At 68.0% G+C, this 16,251-nt stretch carries 16 protein-coding genes; 9 read left to right on the top strand and 7 right to left on the bottom strand.

Translation table 11 applies throughout. The annotated features are described in order from the left end of the window. Positions 1-144 precede the first annotated feature (144 nt). Entirely contained in the window at positions 145-1,056 is a 912-nt protein-coding gene (locus KV110_RS03160; RefSeq protein WP_218473238.1) for an SDR family oxidoreductase, read from the bottom strand. A 32-nt stretch (positions 1,057-1,088) separates the two neighbouring features. Next, entirely contained in the window at positions 1,089-1,877 is a 789-nt protein-coding gene (locus tag KV110_RS03155; RefSeq protein WP_218473236.1) for an SDR family oxidoreductase, read from the bottom strand. 100 nt (positions 1,878-1,977) lie between these two features. Between KV110_RS03155 and KV110_RS03150 the strand changes: the two genes are divergently transcribed. The 4 genes from KV110_RS03150 (at position 1,978) to KV110_RS03135 (ending at position 5,543) form a co-directional block, all read left to right on the top strand. Further along, on the top strand, positions 1,978-2,739 hold the full coding sequence (locus KV110_RS03150; RefSeq protein WP_218473228.1) for an enoyl-CoA hydratase family protein: 762 nt from the start codon (positions 1,978-1,980) through the stop codon (positions 2,737-2,739). 91 nt (positions 2,740-2,830) lie between these two features. After that, entirely contained in the window at positions 2,831-3,715 is an 885-nt protein-coding gene (locus KV110_RS03145) for a CoA transferase subunit A (RefSeq protein WP_218473221.1), read from the top strand. Continuing rightward, positions 3,712-4,485, top strand: a complete 774-nt coding sequence (locus KV110_RS03140; RefSeq protein ID WP_218473219.1) for a CoA-transferase subunit beta — start codon at positions 3,712-3,714, stop codon at positions 4,483-4,485. The genes KV110_RS03145 and KV110_RS03140 overlap by 4 nt, the downstream gene beginning before the upstream one ends. Beyond that, positions 4,482-5,543, top strand: coding sequence for an NAD(P)H-dependent flavin oxidoreductase (locus tag KV110_RS03135; RefSeq protein ID WP_218473214.1), 1,062 nt, complete (start codon positions 4,482-4,484; stop codon positions 5,541-5,543). Before KV110_RS03140 ends, KV110_RS03135 begins: the two co-directional genes overlap by 4 nt. A gap of 58 nt (positions 5,544-5,601) precedes the next feature. Here KV110_RS03135 and KV110_RS03130 read toward each other — a convergent pair whose 3' ends face one another. The 5 genes from KV110_RS03130 to KV110_RS03110 form a co-directional block, all read right to left on the bottom strand. Further along, positions 5,602-6,795, bottom strand: a complete 1,194-nt coding sequence (locus KV110_RS03130; protein ID WP_393537309.1) for an acetyl-CoA C-acetyltransferase — start codon at positions 6,793-6,795, stop codon at positions 5,602-5,604. 10 nt (positions 6,796-6,805) lie between these two features. Further along, entirely contained in the window at positions 6,806-7,426 is a 621-nt protein-coding gene (locus tag KV110_RS03125; RefSeq protein WP_218473212.1) for a TetR/AcrR family transcriptional regulator, read from the bottom strand. A gap of 59 nt (positions 7,427-7,485) precedes the next feature. Next, positions 7,486-8,214 (bottom strand): hypothetical protein, encoded by a 729-nt coding sequence (locus KV110_RS03120; protein ID WP_218473210.1) that lies wholly within the window; start codon positions 8,212-8,214, stop codon positions 7,486-7,488. 180 nt (positions 8,215-8,394) lie between these two features. Further along, positions 8,395-9,198: an SDR family oxidoreductase gene (locus tag KV110_RS03115; RefSeq protein ID WP_218473208.1), complete on the bottom strand. Its 804-nt coding sequence runs from the start codon at positions 9,196-9,198 to the stop codon at positions 8,395-8,397. Continuing rightward, positions 9,195-10,400, bottom strand: coding sequence for an acyl-CoA dehydrogenase family protein (locus KV110_RS03110; protein WP_218478141.1), 1,206 nt, complete (start codon positions 10,398-10,400; stop codon positions 9,195-9,197). Before KV110_RS03110 ends, KV110_RS03115 begins: the two co-directional genes overlap by 4 nt. Positions 10,401-10,486: 86 nt before the next feature. On the opposite strand from KV110_RS03110, the gene KV110_RS03105 reads away from it, so the two are divergent. Genes KV110_RS03105 through KV110_RS03085 form a run of 5 tightly spaced genes read left to right on the top strand, consistent with a single transcriptional unit; the run spans position 10,487 to position 16,189 of the window. Further along, positions 10,487-12,040, top strand: coding sequence for a FadD3 family acyl-CoA ligase (locus tag KV110_RS03105; RefSeq protein WP_218473207.1), 1,554 nt, complete (start codon positions 10,487-10,489; stop codon positions 12,038-12,040). Then, positions 12,040-12,924, top strand: coding sequence for an enoyl-CoA hydratase (locus KV110_RS03100; RefSeq protein WP_218473205.1), 885 nt, complete (start codon positions 12,040-12,042; stop codon positions 12,922-12,924). The genes KV110_RS03105 and KV110_RS03100 overlap by 1 nt, the downstream gene beginning before the upstream one ends. Further along, positions 12,925-14,109, top strand: a complete 1,185-nt coding sequence (locus KV110_RS03095; protein WP_218473204.1) for an acyl-CoA dehydrogenase family protein — start codon at positions 12,925-12,927, stop codon at positions 14,107-14,109. Next, positions 14,106-15,137, top strand: a complete 1,032-nt coding sequence (locus KV110_RS03090; RefSeq protein ID WP_218473202.1) for an acyl-CoA dehydrogenase family protein — start codon at positions 14,106-14,108, stop codon at positions 15,135-15,137. Before KV110_RS03095 ends, KV110_RS03090 begins: the two co-directional genes overlap by 4 nt. Next, positions 15,134-16,189 carry an acyl-CoA dehydrogenase family protein gene (locus tag KV110_RS03085; RefSeq protein WP_218473201.1) on the top strand — a complete coding sequence of 352 codons (1,056 nt, stop codon included), beginning with the start codon at positions 15,134-15,136 and terminating at the stop codon, positions 16,187-16,189. The genes KV110_RS03090 and KV110_RS03085 overlap by 4 nt, the downstream gene beginning before the upstream one ends. Positions 16,190-16,251 lie beyond the last annotated feature (62 nt).

Raw genomic sequence — 16,251 nt, 5'->3', positions numbered from 1 at the left:
ACCAATGGCCATGCGCCGAGCCTTCCCCTCAGTTGTAAAGCGCAGATCTTGCCCGGTCGCGACTCTCACACGGGACTTTTAACGGATAAGGGCCCATGTTAACCCCCGTCCGTTATCGGCGCAGGAAGAAGGTCGGATGCCCGGTCAGGCCCCGTACACCGGCTCGGGCGGCATACCCTTGGCTACCAGGTCAGCTACCACCGGGCCGAGCTCGCCCGGCGACCACCTGGCACCGCGATCGACCGCGACGCCGTGCCGCCATCCGTCGGCCAGCGCGATCTTGCCGCCCTCGACTTCGAACATGCGTCCGGTGACCGCGGCCGATTGTGGGCTGCCGAGCCAGACGACGAGTGGGGAGATGTTCTCCGGGGCCATCGCGTCGAAGCCCTCGTCCGGCCGGGCCATGGTGTCGGCGAAGACGGTCTCGGTCATCCTGGTGCGGGCGGCGGGGGCGATGGCGTTCACCGTGACGCCGTAGCGAGCGAACTCCGCGGCCGCCGTCAGCGTAAGTCCGGCAATACCTGCCTTCGCCGCGCCGTAGTTGCCCTGGCCGACGCTGCCTTGCAGACCAGCGCCGGAACTGGTGTTGATGACGCGGCCATCGACCGGACGACCGGCCTTGGACTCGCCGCGCCAGTATTCGATCGCGTGCCGCATGGTGACGAAATGACCCTTGAGGTGCACGCGGATCACCGCGTCCCATTCCTCCTCACCGAGGTTGACCAGCATCCGGTCGCGCACGAAACCGGCATTGTTGACCAGCACGTCCAGCCCGCCGAAGGTGTCCACGGCCTGGCGGATAAGCCGTTGGCCGCCTTGCCAATCCGCGACGTCGTCGCCGTTGGCCACGGCCGTGCCGCCGAGTGCCTCGATCTCCGCGACGACCTGTGCCGCGGGGGTCTCGGCGGTCGCCGCGCCGTCGAGCGCCGAACCGAGGTCGTTGACCACCACCTTGGCCCCGGCCGCGGCGAAGGCGAGCGCGTGCGCGCGGCCGATGCCACGGCCCGCGCCGGTGACGATGACGACGCGGCCTGCGCAGATCTGCTCGGAATCCATACCTGTGTCCTCTTCGTGTGTGTCCGGTGTGTTCAGGACTGCTGCCCGGCGGCCGCGGTGGACGCGGCCAGGAAGGCGGGCCGCTCGCCACCGCCGTGCACCAGCAGCGAGGCGCCGCTGACGTAGGATGCCAGCGGGGAGGCCAGGAAGGCGGCGCAGCGGCCGATGTCGTCCGGGTGGGCCATCCTCCCGAGCGGGATCGTCTCGCCCACTGCGTCGACGCCGTCCTGGTCGCCGTAGTGCAGCTGGCTCAGCTCGGTGTCGACCGGGCCGACGACGAGGGAGTTGACCCGGACCTTGGGTGCCCATTCCACGGCCAGCGAGGCGGTCAGGCTGTCCATCCCGGCCTTGGCGGCGCCGTAGGCGGCGGTACCGGGCGACGGCCGGTGACCGCTGACGCTGGAGATGTTGACGATCGAGCCGCCGTCCGGCTGTCGCTGCATCACCGCATTGGCCGCTTGCGAAACCAGTAACGGCGCAAGCAGATTCAGCTCGACGATCTTGGCGTGAAAATTCTTGCTCGCGGTGGCCGCCAGGGCGAACGGTGCGCCGCCCGCGTTGTTGACGAGGTGGTCGAGGCGGCCGTGGCGTTCGACGACCGTTTCGATCAACGCCCGCACCGCGTCGGCGTCGCGAATATCACAGGACAGGAATTCGATGGCACGGCCGTTCACCTCGATCGGTGCGTCGGCGGGCCGCCGGGCACACGCGATCACGGTCGCCCCCGCCGCGAGGAATGCCCTGCTCACCCCGGCCCCCACCCCGCGCACGCCGCCGGTCACCAGAACGACGCGGTCGGCCAGATCGATTTCGAGTGCCACCGTGCTAACCTACCAAGCAACTGCTTGCTTTGCCAACGCTGGGCTTATGCCGAGCCGGATTGATCACGATCGGGCTGGGGCCATCACGAAGGGATAGGCGATGGGGATCAACCGTCACTCCGAATCCACCGGTATCACCGTGGTCACGGTCGACTATCCGCCGGTCAACGCCATACCGACCGACGGCTGGTTCGATATCGCGGACGCGATCCGCGCGGCGGGGCGGGACAAGGAGACGCGAGTCGTGGTGCTGCGCGCCGAGAATCGCGGTTTCAACGCGGGCGTGGACATCAAGGAGATCCAGAGCAAGCCGGGCCATCAGGCGCTGATCGACGCGAATCATGGCTGCTTCGAGGCATTCGCGGCGGTATACGACTGCCCGGTGCCGGTGATCGCGGTGGTCCAGGGGTTCTGCCTCGGCGGCGGCATCGGCCTGGTCGGCAACGCGGACGTGGTGATCGCCTCGGACGACGCCACTTTCGGCCTGCCGGAGGTCGATCGCGGCGCGCTCGGCGCGGCCACCCACCTGTCCCGGCTGGTGCCGCAGCACCTGATGCGGGCGCTGTTCTACACCGCGAGCACCATCACCGCGCAGCAGTTACAGCACTTCGGCTCGGTGTATCAGGTGGTGCCGCGGGCCGAACTCGACGCCGCCGCAATGGAAGTCGCCAAGAACATCGCCGCCAAGGACGGCCGGGTGATCCGCGCGGCGAAGCGGGCCCTCAACGGCATCGACCCGCAGGACGTGCACCGCAGCTACCGGTACGAACAGGGATTCACCTTCGAACTCAACCTCGCCGGTGTCGCCGACGAGATCCGCGCCCGGTTCGACGACGATCTGGCGGCGCGTAAGGCCGAGTAGTAACGGCGGCGTGAGCGCAGGCCCGGAGGCGGCAGCTTGCGTAACCACGGAGGGACCGGGAACGCCGCCAATTAGACAGGGATCAGAAGTCATGCGAGACAAGCGAATGTCGCTGGACGAGGTCGTCGGCGAGTTGCGCAGCGGAATGACCATCGGCATCGGCGGCTGGGGGTCGCGGCGCAAGCCGATGGCGCTGGTACGGGCCATCCTGCGGTCGGACCTCAGCGATCTGACGGTGGTCAGTTATGGCGGGCCGGACCTCGGGTTGCTGTGCTCGGCAGGCAAGGTGAGCAAGGCCTACTACGGGTTCGTATCACTGGATTCGCCGCCGTTCTACGACCCGTGGTTCGCGCACGCGCGTACCTCCGGTGCGCTGGTGGCGCGCGAGATGGACGAGGGCATGCTCAAGTGCGGGCTGGAGGCGGCCGCGGCCCGGTTACCGTTCCTGCCGATCCGGGCGGGGCTCGGCTCGGATGTGCCGAATTTCTGGGACGGCGAACTGCGCACGGTCACTTCGCCTTACCCCGATGCCGAGGGGCGGACGGAAACGCTGATCGCGATGCCCGCGTTGAAGCTCGATGCCGCGCTGGTGCATCTGAATATCGGCGACCGGCACGGCAATGCCGCTTACACCGGTGTCGACCCCTATTTCGATGACCTGTACTGCCTGGCGGCCGAGCGCCGGTACGTGTCGGTGGAGCGAATCGTCGAGACCGACGAGTTGGTGAAAACCGTTCCCCTGCAATCGCTGCTGCTCAACCGGATGATGGTGGACGGCGTTGTCGAGGCGCCCGGCGGAGCCCACTTCACGCTGGCCGGGGACAGCTACGGCCGGGACGAGAAGTTTCAGAAGCACTACGTGCAGTCGGCGAAAAGCCCGCAGACTTGGCAGGAGTTCGTGGACAAGTATCTGGCCGTTTCCGAAGACGAGTACCAGGCCGCTGTTCGCGAGTTCGCAGAGGAGGCGCAGAAATGACAGCGACGGGCGGGCACAGTACCGAAACCATTACCCGGGCCGAGGTGTGCGCCGTCGCCTGCGCGGAGATCTTCAGTGGCGCGGGCGAAATCATGGCGAGCCCGATGTCGCCGATGTCGATCATCGGTGCGCGCTTGGCCAAGCTGACCACCGAACCGGATCTGCTGCTCTCCGACGGCGAGGCGCTGTTCTTCGCCGAGACGCCCCCGCTGGGCGGCAAAGGCCCGATCGAGGGTTGGATTCCGTTCCGGCGGGTGTTCGATGTCGTGGCCTCCGGCCGGCGGCACGTGGTGATGGGCGCCAACCAGATCGACCGGTACGGCAATCAGAATCTTTCCGCGTTCGGTGCGCTACAACAGCCGACCCGGCAGATGTTCGGGGTACGTGGCGCGCCGGGTAACACGATCAATCACGCCACCAGCTATTGGGTTTCGCGGCACACCAACCGGGTGTTCACCGACCGGGTCGACATCGTCTCGGGTGTCGGCTACGACAAGGTGGATCCGGCCAACCCGGCGTTCCGGTTCCACCACCTGCACCGGGTGGTGACCAACCTGGGCGTCTTCGATTTCGAGGGCCCCGGCCACACCATGCGCGCCCGCAGCCTGCACCCCGGCGTTACCGCCGCCGAGGTGGCCGAGAACACCGCGTTCGAGATCGACGGACTCGCCGATGCGCCGGAAACCCGGCTACCCACCGCCGAGGAACTGCGACTTATTCGGGAAGTGCTCGATCCCAAGAAGATTCGGGAAACGGAGGTGCCGTCATGACCGCCCGGCTGCGCACCCCGCTGACCGATCTCGTCGGTGTCGAACACCCCATCGTGCAGACCGGAATGGGCTGGGTGGCGGGCCCGAGCCTGGTCGTCGCCACCGCAGAGGCGGGCGGGCTGGGCATTCTGGCGTCGGCCACCATGACCTACGCGGAGCTGGCAGCGGCGATCGCTAAGACCAAGGCGCACACCAGCAAACCGTTCGGTGTGAACATCCGCGCCGACGCGTCCGACGCTCCTGAACGCATCGACCTGTTGATCCGCGAGAAGGTGGCGGTCGCGTCGTTCGCGCTCGCGCCCAAGCAGGATCTCATCGCAAAGCTGAAGGATGCTGGCGTGGTGGTGATTCCATCGATCGGCGCGGCCAAGCACGCGGTGAAGGTGGCGTCCTGGGGCGCCGACGCGGTCATCGTGCAGGGCGGCGAGGGCGGCGGGCACACCGGCCCGGTGGCCACCACCCTGCTGCTGCCGTCGGTACTGGACGCGGTCGATATCCCCGTGGTCGCCGCGGGCGGCTTTTTCGACGGCCGGGGCTTAGCCGCGGCGCTGGCCTACGGGGCGGCGGGTGTCGCGATGGGCACCCGGTTTCTGCTCACCAAGGAGAGCACCGTGCCCGAGGCCGTCAAGCAGGAGTACCTGCGCAGGCAGTTGCAGGACACCGTGGTCTCCACCAAGGTCGACGGCATGCCGCATCGGGTGCTGAACACCGAACTGGTGCAGCGGCTGGAGCATTCGGGCCGGGCCCGCGGTCTCGCCGCGGCGGTGGCCAATGCCGCCAAGTTCAAGAGCATGACCGGCATGAAGTGGTCCACCCTGGTCCGCGACGGGCTGGCCATGCGAAAGACCAAGGGCCTCACGTGGTCTCAGGTCGTCATGGCGGCCAACACGCCGATGCTGTTGCGCGCCGGTCTGGTCGAGGGCAACACCCAGGCGGGGGTGCTCGCCGCGGGTCAGGTCACCGGCATCATCGAGGACCTGCCCAGCTGCCAGGAACTCATCGACCGCATCGTCACCGACGCGATAACCCGCATCGAGGAGCTGCGGAAGGTGCTCTGAACACCAAGGCTGATGCCCCGCTCCATCCAGGGAGCGGGGCATTTCGCGTTTGCGCTACTCAGCTGCCGAGACGCTCGATGATGGTGACGTTGGCCGTGCCGCCGCCCTCGCAGATGGTGAGCAGACCGTAACGGCCGTTGATCCGCTCGAGTTCGTTCAGCAGCGAGGCGAAAAGCTTTGCGCCGGTGGCGCCGAGCGGGTGGCCGAGCGCGATGGCGCCGCCGTTGACGTTGACCCGCTCCGGGTCCGCGCCGGTCTCCTTCAGCCAGGCGAGCACGACGGGGGCGAAGGCCTCATTGATTTCCACCACGTCGATGTCATCGATGGTGAGACCGGTCTTTTCGAGCGCCCACTTGGTCGCCGGGATCGGCGCGGTGAGCATGAAGATCGGATCGGCGCCACGCGCGCTCACGTGATGGATGCGCGCTCGCGGCGTCAAACCGTATGCCTCGACGGCCCATTCGGAGGCGAGCAAGGTGGCGCTCGCGCCGTCGGATATCTGACTGGCCACGGCCGCGGTCAGGGGGCTGCCCTCGGCGAGCGGGGGCAGCGACGCCATCTTCGCCAGGCTGGTCTCGCGCGGTCCCTGATCGATCCAGAAGTCACCGACCGGAACGATCTCCCGATCGAAGCGGCCGTTCTTGATGGCATCGCGCGCCCGCTCGTGGCTGCGCAATGCCCAGCGCTCCATGTCTTCCCGGCTGATCCGCCACTTCTCCGCGATCAGCTGGGCGGCGTGGAATTGGGTGACCTCGGCGGTGCCGTAGCGATGATCCCAGCCCGCGGAACCGACGAACGGTGAGTCGAATCCGTACTCCTTGCCCGCGTACATGGCGGCGGAGATCGGGATGGCGCTCATGTTCTGCAGCCCGCCCGCCACGATCACCTCGGCCGTGCCGCTCATGATGGCCTGCGCCCCGAAATTGATGGCCTGCTGGCTGGATCCACACTGCCGGTCGACGGTGACGCCGGGCACCGCTTCCGGGTATCCGGCGGCCAACCACGCGGTGCGGCCGACGTTTCCGGCCTGCGGACCGACATTGTCGACGCAGCCGATGATCACGTCATCGACATTGCCGGGATCGATCGGGCTGCGGTCCAGCAGTCCGCGCAGCGCGGCGGCGCCGAGGTCGGCGGGGTGCACGGCGGCCAGCGCGCCGCCGCGCTTGCCGACCGGGGTGCGCACCGCATCGATCACGTAGGCGTCCCGCAGCGGGGCGTACGGGCGGCGGGGTGTGGCTGGTACTGACATCGAAGAACTCCTACGTGGTGCGCTGTTCGGACACGGTGAGCCCGTCGAGCACGATGGTCAGGTACTGCTTGGCGAGGTTGTCTACGGTGATCGGGCCGCCGGGCTGGTACCAGCGCACCGCGACCCACACGGTGTCGCGCAGGAACCGGTAGGCCAGTTCGACGTCGATTTCGGGCCGGAAGCTGCCGTCGGTCACGCCGTTGGTCAGTACGCGGTGCCAGAGCTCGCGGAATTCGCGGTTGTAGTCGGCGATGTAGGTGAACCGCTCGGCGGTGCGCAGCCGTTTGGCCTCGGCCTGGTAGATGGCCACCGCCGCGTGGTGCCGATCGAACGACTGGTACGACGCGATCACCAAGGCCTCCAAGGTGTCTCGCGAGCTGAGCCCGGCGGCGACGATCTCGCGGTAGTGCCCGAACAGATCGTCGAGGAAGCCGCGCAGGATCTCGTCCACCATCGACTCCTTGGAATCGAAGTGGTGATAGAGGCTCCCCGATAGGATCCCGGCCGCGTCGGCGATATCGCGCACGGTGGTGGCGCGCAGGCCTCGCTCGGCGAAGAGTTCCGCCGCCAGCGTGAGCAGTTCATTGCGCCGTGCTGATTTCGAAGCGTCGGGTGTGGTCACATCGGCCATAATACAACCAAGCATTTGCTTGGTACAGGGCCGCAGGTGGTATGTCCTGCTTCAGCTGCTCAGCGGACCGAATATCGCAGCGGCGAGGACATGGATAGGTCGGCTAGCAGCCGGTCACAGATCACCACGGGGGCGACGCCGGCTCTGGCCATCCGCGCCACCAAGGCAAGACGTCTTTCGCAGCTGTCCCATTCGACGGTGAGCTGACCGCGGCCGGGCCCGGCATCCACCGTCGCCATCACCCGCGGCGGGCCGTAAGCCACCGGCTCTTCCTTCAGCTTGAGCACCATGCCGCGCTGCCACGCCTGGTAGGTGTCCATGTCCGCGCCGATCACCAGCTTGTCGGTGGCGGCGCACAGGCCCTGGGCGATCTCTTCGTCGAAGGCGACGCGGTCGAAGCGGAACTTCCGGCATTTCGCCACCACGTCGAGCAGGTCCGCCCGCACCTCGCACAGCAGGGCGGTCTGCCGATGTCGGCGCCGGTCCTGCTCGGTCTCCTGGCAATCCGAACCGAGCCCGATCTGCTTGGCTCGCGCCCGATCTCGCGCCATATCGGCACGTAGCGCGGCGCGTGGGTCACGCGCGACCTCGCGCTCGTCGACGGCGTACTGCTCGAGAATTTGGGCGGCGCGCATCGCGGTCGCGCATTCGGAGGTGTGCTCGATCAGTTCGGCGCCGAGCGTCAGCGCGGCGAGCACCATGCTGTCCAGTCTGCGCCGGGCCAGCACGACTTCGCGCACCAATTCGAGTTCCAGTTGTTCGCGGGCAGCTGGGCTATCCAGGCCCATAGCTATCGCCCCTTTGGAGAGTGCGGGATCCGATGTCACCCAGCATGGCACACCCCGGCGATATCTGGCGCGGCCTTTTCTACCTGATCAGCCGCCCATTTGCTCGATATATGCGGGATGCTGGATGGCGATCGCACTCTGGCGCGACGGTTCGGCGTGGTCCCGGTAAACCGAACCGCCTCAGGCGCGTTGACTGCTGACCGAGACCACCTCGCCGGTCAGATACGAGGTGTAATCACTGGCCAGCATGGCGATGGTGGCGGCGACCTCCCACGGCTCGGCGGCCCGGCCGAATGCCTCCCGCTCGGACAGCCGGTCGAGCAGTTCGGTCGAGCTGACCTTGTCCAAAAAGGCGTGCCTGGCGATGCTCGGGGCCACCGCGTTGATCCGCACGCCGAGTTCGGCGGCCTCGACGGCACTGCACCGGGTCAGCGCCATCACGCCCGCCTTGGCCGCGGCGTAGTGCGCCTGGCCGTGCTGCGCGCGCCAGCCGAGCACGCTGGCGTTGTTGACGATCACGCCACCGTGGCCCGCGTCGCGGAAGTAACCGAGGGCGGCGCGGGTGCAGCGGAAGGTGCCGTTGAGGGTGATGTCGAGAACGCGGTCCCACTGCTCGTCGGTCATGTCGACCACCGGCGTCTCGCCGCCGAGACCGGCGTTGTTGACCATGATGTCGATCCGGCCGATTGCGTCGGCCGCGCCGCGCACCAATGCGTTGACCTGTTCGGTGCTCTGCACGTCGCAGACGATCGAGCCGATCTTGCGGTCCGGGAATTCGGCCGCGAGTTCGGTCGCCGTCTCGGCCAAACGCCGCTCGTGCCAATCGGAAACGACCACGTCGGCGCCCTCGGCGAGCAGCCTGCGCGCGGTGGCCGAGCCGATGCCGGTGCCCGCGGCCGCGGTGATGACGGCGGCACGTCCGGTCAGCAGGCCGTGCCCGGGAATCGGCTGCGGCGCAACAGACAGATCGGCTCGCTCACTCATGGCCGCGCCTCCCGCGGTAGGCCGAGCACGCGTTCGGCGATGATGTTGCGCTGCACTTCGTTCGAACCTCCGTAGATGGTGTCGGCGCGGGTGAACAGATACAGCCGCTGCCATTCGTTCAAATCGTCCGCGTCGGCCACCAGACCCGACGGGCCGAGCACGGCCATCGCCAGTTCGCCGAGACCGCGATGCCAGTTGGCCCACAACAGTTTCGCGACCGAGGCCTGTCCCCCGTCGTCCACGCCCGCACCCTCCATGGTGCGGATGGCATGCGCGCGCAGCACCCGCAGTCCGACCCAGGCGCGGTCGATCCGGTCGGCGATCAGCGGGTCGTCGGCGGCGCCGGTCCGGCGGGCCAGCGCCTCGACATCGGCCAGTTCCCTGGCGAACCTGATCTGCTGGCCGAGGGTGGAGATGCCGCGCTCGAAGGTCAGCGTGCCCATGGCGATCCGCCAGCCGTCGCCCGGCGCGCCGATCACCAGATCCGCTGCGGTGCGCGCGTTGTCGAAGAAGACCTCGTTGAACTCCGAGGTCCCGGTGAGCTGGATGATCGGGCGGACGTCGATGCCCGGCTGTTTCATCGGGACCAGCAGGTAGGACAGGCCCTTGTGCCTGGTCGAGCCGCGCTCGGTGCGTGCGATGACGAAGCACCAGTCGGCGACGTGGGCCAGCGAGGTCCAGATCTTCTGGCCGTTGATCGACCATTCGTCGCCGTCGAGGTGCGCCGCGGTGGTGATCGCGGCCAGGTCCGAGCCCGCGCCCGGTTCCGAATAGCCTTGGCACCACAGCTCGCTCACCGTGCGGATGCCGGGCAAGAAGCGGTCCTTCTGCGCCTGCGTGCCGAAGGCGAGCACGGTCGGGCCGAGCAGTTCCTCACCTACGTGCGAAACTCGGGCCGGCGCGTTCGCTTTCGCGTACTCCTCATGGAAGATCACCTGCTGGCGCACGGTCGCCTCGCGGCCGCCGTACTCCGTGGGCCAGCCGAGACAGGTCCAGCCCGCGGCGGCCAAGTGCCGGTCCCAGGCAAGGCGCTCGTCGAATGCCTCGTGTTCCCGGCCAGGCCCACCGAGACCGCGCAGGTCGCGGAATTCGCCGTTCAGGTTCTCCGCCAGCCACTCGCGCACTTCGGCGGCGAATTGCGCGTCTTGCGTCGCGGAAAACCGCCCGCCGGCCGCGACGGTGTCGGATTCTGAGGTCTGGATCGCACCCACGCCGGTAGGATAACCTACCAAGCACTTGCTTTGTAGGGCGCTTGCATAAGTGCCCGCCACAGACGGTAAGGACAACCGTGACAACCCCTGCACAGACGACACCGCTGGCACTGCAGCACGCCGCGCGCACCTTCGGCGCCGCCCCCGCCCTCGCCGACGGCGCGGTCCGGCTGGACTGGACGCAACTGCTGGCGGCGGTGCAGGAGGTGGCGCGGGCGCTGATCGCCCGCGGCGTGCAAGCGGGCGATCGAGTCGCGATGTGGGCGCCGAACACCCACCACTGGGTGGTCGCGGCGCTCGCCGCGCACTATGTCGGTGCGGCGTTGGTGCCGTTGAACACCCGCTATGTCGCCGACGAGGCCGCCGACGTGCTCGGCAGGGTCGACGCGCGGGCACTGTTCATCGCCGGAACCTTCCTCGGCCGCGACCGGCTCGCCGAATTGCGCGCGGCCGCACCGGCACTCGACATCGAGACGGTGGTCGTCATCCCGGTCGAGCCGGACACCACGACCGGCGACGCGACCGCGTTCAACTGGTCCGAGCTCGCCGGAGTCGCCGAGAAGGCCACGCTCGCCGAGGCGGAAGAGCGCGCGGCGGCCGTCAGCCCGGAAGACGTTTCCGACATCCTGTTCACGTCCGGTACCACCGGGCGCAGCAAGGGCACGCTGGTGGCCCACCGGCAGGCGCTCTCGGTCGTCCGGGCTTGGGCGGAGTGCACCACGCTGAACGGCGACGACCGCTATCTGGTGGTGAGCCCGTTCTTCCACAACTTCGGCTATAAGGCGGGCATCCTCGCCTGCCTGGTCACCGGGGCGACGATCATTCCGCAGGCGGTGTTCGACGTACCGGCCACCATGCGGCTGGTGAGCGCGGAAAAGATCACCGTGCTGCCCGGGCCGCCGACGATCTACCAGACGATTCTCGACTACCCGGACCGCGACAAGTTCGACCTCAGCACGCTGCGGGTCGCGGTGACCGGAGCGGCGACTGTGCCGGTGGTGCTGGTCGAGCGGATGCGGTCGGAACTCGAATTCGATGTCGTCATCACCGGTTACGGCCTCTCCGAGGCGGCCGGTTTCGGCACCATGTGCCGTGCCGATGACGACGCCGAGACCATCGCGGGCACCTGCGGCCGTCCGATCGCCGACTTCGAACTGCGGCTGGCGGACAACGGCGAGGTGCTGCTGCGCGGGCCGAACGTGATGCTCGGCTATCTCGACGATCCCGAAAGCACCGCGGCGGCCATCGATTCCGACGGCTGGCTGCACACCGGCGATGTCGGCACGGTGGACGAGCGTGGGTACCTGAAGATCACCGACCGGCTCAAGGACATGTACATCTCCGGCGGCTTCAACGTGTACCCGGCCGAGGTCGAGCAGGCCCTGGCCCGGTTGGACGGTGTCGCCGAGTCCGCCGTGATCGGCGTGCCGGATACCCGAATGGGCGAGGTGGGCAAGGCATTCGTGGTCCGCAAGCCGGGCGCGACGCTCACCGAGGACCAAGTGCTCGCCCATGCCACCACCGTGCTGGCCAACTTCAAGGTGCCGCGGTTCATCGAGTTCCGCGACCAGTTGCCCTACAGCGCCGCCGGGAAAGTGCTCAAGCGTCAACTACGTGAGGAGATTTCGTAATGTCGGAACCGATCCCGGACGAGGGTGACGTCGTCACGTACGAGGTGCGTGGCCGCACGGCGATCGTCACGCTGAACCGGCCGGACTACCGCAACGCGCAGAACTCGGTGATGACCTACGCACTGGACGCCGCCTTCGAGCGGGCCGTCGAGGACCCCGAGGTCGGCGTGATCGTGCTGGCGGGCAACGGCAAACACTTCAGCGCCGGGCACGATATCGGCACCCCGGGCCGCGATCATCACATCCACTATCCGAACAAGGCCGCGCTGTGGTGGGACCACGTCGACAAGGTCGGTGGCGACCAGCGCTTCGCTCGTGAGCTCGAGGTCTATCTCGGCATGTGCCGCCGCTGGCGGGAAATCCCCAAGCCGACCATCGCCATGGTGCAGGGCGCCTGCATCGCAGGTGGGCTCATGCTGGCCTGGGTGTGCGATCTGATCATCGCCGCCGACGACGCGTTTTTCTCGGATCCCGTTGTGCGCATGGGCATTCCGGGCGTCGAGTACTTCGCGCACCCCTGGATGATGGGGCCGCGCGCGGCGAAGGAGTTCCTGTTCACCGGGGACCGGTTCGGTGCGGCGCAGGCCAAGGAGTGGGGCATGGTCAACCGGGTCGTGCCGCGCGCGGAGCTAGAGGCAGAGACGCTGGCATTGGCCGAAAAGATCGCCACCATGCCGCAATTCGGCCTCGCGCTGACCAAAAAGGCGGTGAACCAGGCCGAAGACCTGATGGGCATGCGCAGCGGGATGGACTCGGTGTTCGGCCTGCACCACTTCGCGCACGCACACAATGCCGAGGTCGGCGCCGACTCACTGGGCGGCATGAACGCCAAGACGATGAAGGCACAGGCGACCGGCGAGGCTACGCAGAACGGGGCGACCTAGGTGGATCTCGATATCGATCAGGCGACGCGGGAATTCCAAGCCGAAGTCCGCGAATTCCTGGCCGCCAACAAGCCCGCGCAACCGCTGCCCTCGATGGACACCACGGCCGGATTCGAGGCACATCGAGCCTGGGAGCACACCCTCGCCGACGCCCGCCTCTCGGTGGTCGCCTGGCCCGAGGAGTACGGCGGCCGCGACGCCTCGCTGCTGGAATGGGTGCTGTTCGAACAGGAATACTATGCGGCGGGCGCACCGGGACGGGTGAGCCAGAACGGCATCTTCCTGCTGGCGCCAACGCTTTTCGAGCACGGCACCGCCGAGCAGCTGGACCGGATCATGCCGCGGATGGCGCGCGGCGACGACATCTGGGCGCAGGCCTGGTCGGAACCGGAGGCAGGAAGCGACCTCGCGGGCATCCGGTCGACGGCCCGGCGTACCAACGGCGGCTGGTTGCTGAGCGGGCAGAAGACCTGGAGTTCGCGAGCGGCCTACGCGGACTGGGCCTTCGGGCTGTTCCGCAGCGATCCGGAAGCCGAGCGGCACAAGGGACTGACCTATCTGATGTTCCCACTGACCGCGGATGGCGTTTCGGTGCGCCCGATTCCGCAGTTGGACGGCGAGCCCGGCTTCGCCGAGATCTTCCTCGACGAGGTGTTCGTGCCCGATCGCGATGTGATCGGCGCGCCCGGAGAGGGCTGGCGGGTGGCGATGAGCACGTCGAGCAACGAACGCGGCCTGTCGCTGCGCAGCCCCGGCCGGTTCAGCGCCACGGCACAGCGGCTGATCGACCTCTGGCTCGACACCGGCGACCGGACCAACACCGCGCAGCGCGATGCCGTGGTGGACGCGTGGATCGGCAGCGAGGCGTACCGGCTGCACACCTTCGGCACGGTGACCCGGCTCAACGAGGGCGGCAAGCTGGGCGTGGAATCCTCGATCACCAAGGTGTTCTGGTCCGAGCTCGATATCGCGATGCACGAGACGGCACTGGAGGTGCTCGGCGCGGCCGCCGAGCGGTCCGGGCCGTGGACCGACGGCTATCTGTTCTCGCTGTCCGGCCCGATCTACGCGGGCACCAACGAGATTCAGCGCAATATCATCGCCGAGCGGCTGCTCGGACTACCTAGGGGGTCGGCAGCCGGCGAAGCCGGCGGGGTGGGTAAGCACAGAGGGAGCAGCCGATGAGATTCGCGCTCAGTCCGGAACAACTCGACTTCGGCACCAGCGTGCGCAAGCTGCTGGACGCGGGCCGCACCCCCGGCGCGGTGCGCAGCTGGGCGACCGGCGATCCCCGTCCGGGGCGCGCCCTGATCCGCCAACTGGCGGGTGCGGGCGTGCTCGGTCTGGCCATCGAGGAAGAGCACGGCGGGGTCGGTGCGGAGCCGATCGATCTGGTGGTGGCGTTCGTCGAGCTGGGCCGGGCCGCCGCGCCGGGCCCGCTGGTGGAGACCGCGGCCGCGATACCCGCGCTACTGCAAGCACTGCCGGACAAGCGCCTGGCCGCGCGCTGGCTGCCGGGCTTCGCCGAAGGTGCCGCGATGGGCACCATCGCTTTCGCGTCACCGGATCAGCACAGCGTGGCGTTGGACGCCGATTCGGCCGAAGTGGTGCTGCTCGCGGACGGCGCGCAGCTGTACACCGGACAGCGGGCCGGACTGGTGCGGTCGATCGATCCGGCTCGCCGACTGTTCGCGGTCACGGCCGACGAGCCGATTGCCGAGGGCGACGAGGTACTGGACGCCATCGCTGTCGCGTTCGACACCGGCGCACTGGCCGGTGCGGCGCAAGTACTCGGCGCGGGACGCGCGCTGCTCGACGCCACCACCGGATATGCCAAGCAGCGCAAGCAGTTCGGCAAGCCGATCGGTGAGTTCCAAGCCGTCAAGCAGAAGCTCGCCGATGTGCTGATCGCGCTGGATCTGGCCGAACCGCTGCTCTTCCGCGCCGCGCTCACCATGGATGAACCGACGCGCAGCCGGGATGTGTCGGCCGCCGTGATCGCCTGTGGCGATGCCGCTTACCGGGCGGCCAGGGCCGCTCTCCAGGTGCACGGCGCGATCGGCTATACCGCCGAATACGATTTGTCGCTGTGGTTGAGCAAGGTGACCGCGCTCCGTTCTGCTTGGGGCACAACGGATCTGCACCGCTCGCGGATCGCCCGCGCGCTCCGCGACGAAGCGGTGCTTGCCCGCCAATTGCGGGGGACGGCATGACGAGTACCGAACATCAGGAGTTCACCGCCTCGGTTCGCGCACTGCTCACCAAGCACGCCGGGTCCGCCTCGGTGCGCGCGGCAATGGACACCGACCTCGGTTACGACCCGGCGCTGTGGCGGCTGCTGTGCGAGCAGATCGGCGTGGCGGCGCTGGCCATTCCCGAGGAGTACGGCGGCTTCGGCGCGAGTCTGGTCGAATCCCTCGTGGTGGTCGGTGAACTCGGCCGGACCCTGGCCGGTGTTCCCATGCTCGGGTCCGCTGTTCTCGGTGCACAGGCCGTGCTGCTGTCCGCCGATCCGGAAGCGTGCGCCCGGATACTCCCCGAGGTCGCGGCGGGCACTCGCACGCTCGCGGTGTGCTGGGCGAGCGAAAGCGGCTGGGAAGCACCGGGTGTGCACGAGTCGAGCGGAACACTTACCGGCACAGCCCATTACGTTCTCGACGGCCACAATGCCGACACACTGATCGTGGTTACCCCGACCGGTTTCTTCGAGGTCGACCCCACCGCGACCGGAGTTGCCCGGCACGTCGTGCGGACCATGGATCCCACGCGCAAACTCACCCGGATCACCTGTACGGCTGCCGTTGCCCGCCGTCTCGGCACCGGCGATCACGCTTCCGCGATCACGCGGCTGCGCGAAATCGCCTGGGCCGCAGTCGCCGCCGAACAGGTCGGTGCCGCCGAGCGGTGCCTGGAGATGACCGTTGAATACACCAAGTCCCGAGTCCAGTTCGGCCGCCCGATCGGCAGCTTCCAGGCCCTGAAGCACCGCATGGCCGACATGTACGTGCTGCTGGAATCGGCCAAGTCCGCCTCGGCCGCCGCCACCGTCGCGGTAGCCGAGAACAGCCCCACCACCGCCGAAGACGTCTGGGTCGCCCGCCTGCACTGCTCGGACGCACTGACCACGATCGTGGCCGAAACCGTCCAGCTGCACGGCGGCATCGCCATCACCTGGGAGCACGACGCCCACCTGTTCTTCAAACGCGCCCACGGCACCGCGCACCTCTTCGGCACACCATGCCGCCCGGTGCCGCTCAACGCCTGAACACCGGTTCAAAGCCCCGGTATGCCCTGCGTACCGGGGCTTTGGCGTTCCGTGATCGAGTT

Origin of the sequence: Nocardia iowensis, assembly GCF_019222765.1 — a bacterium.
Classification (GTDB): domain Bacteria; phylum Actinomycetota; class Actinomycetes; order Mycobacteriales; family Mycobacteriaceae; genus Nocardia; species Nocardia iowensis.
Note: the sequence above shows the minus strand (reverse complement) of the source record. Positions and strands in the feature narration are given on the sequence as shown.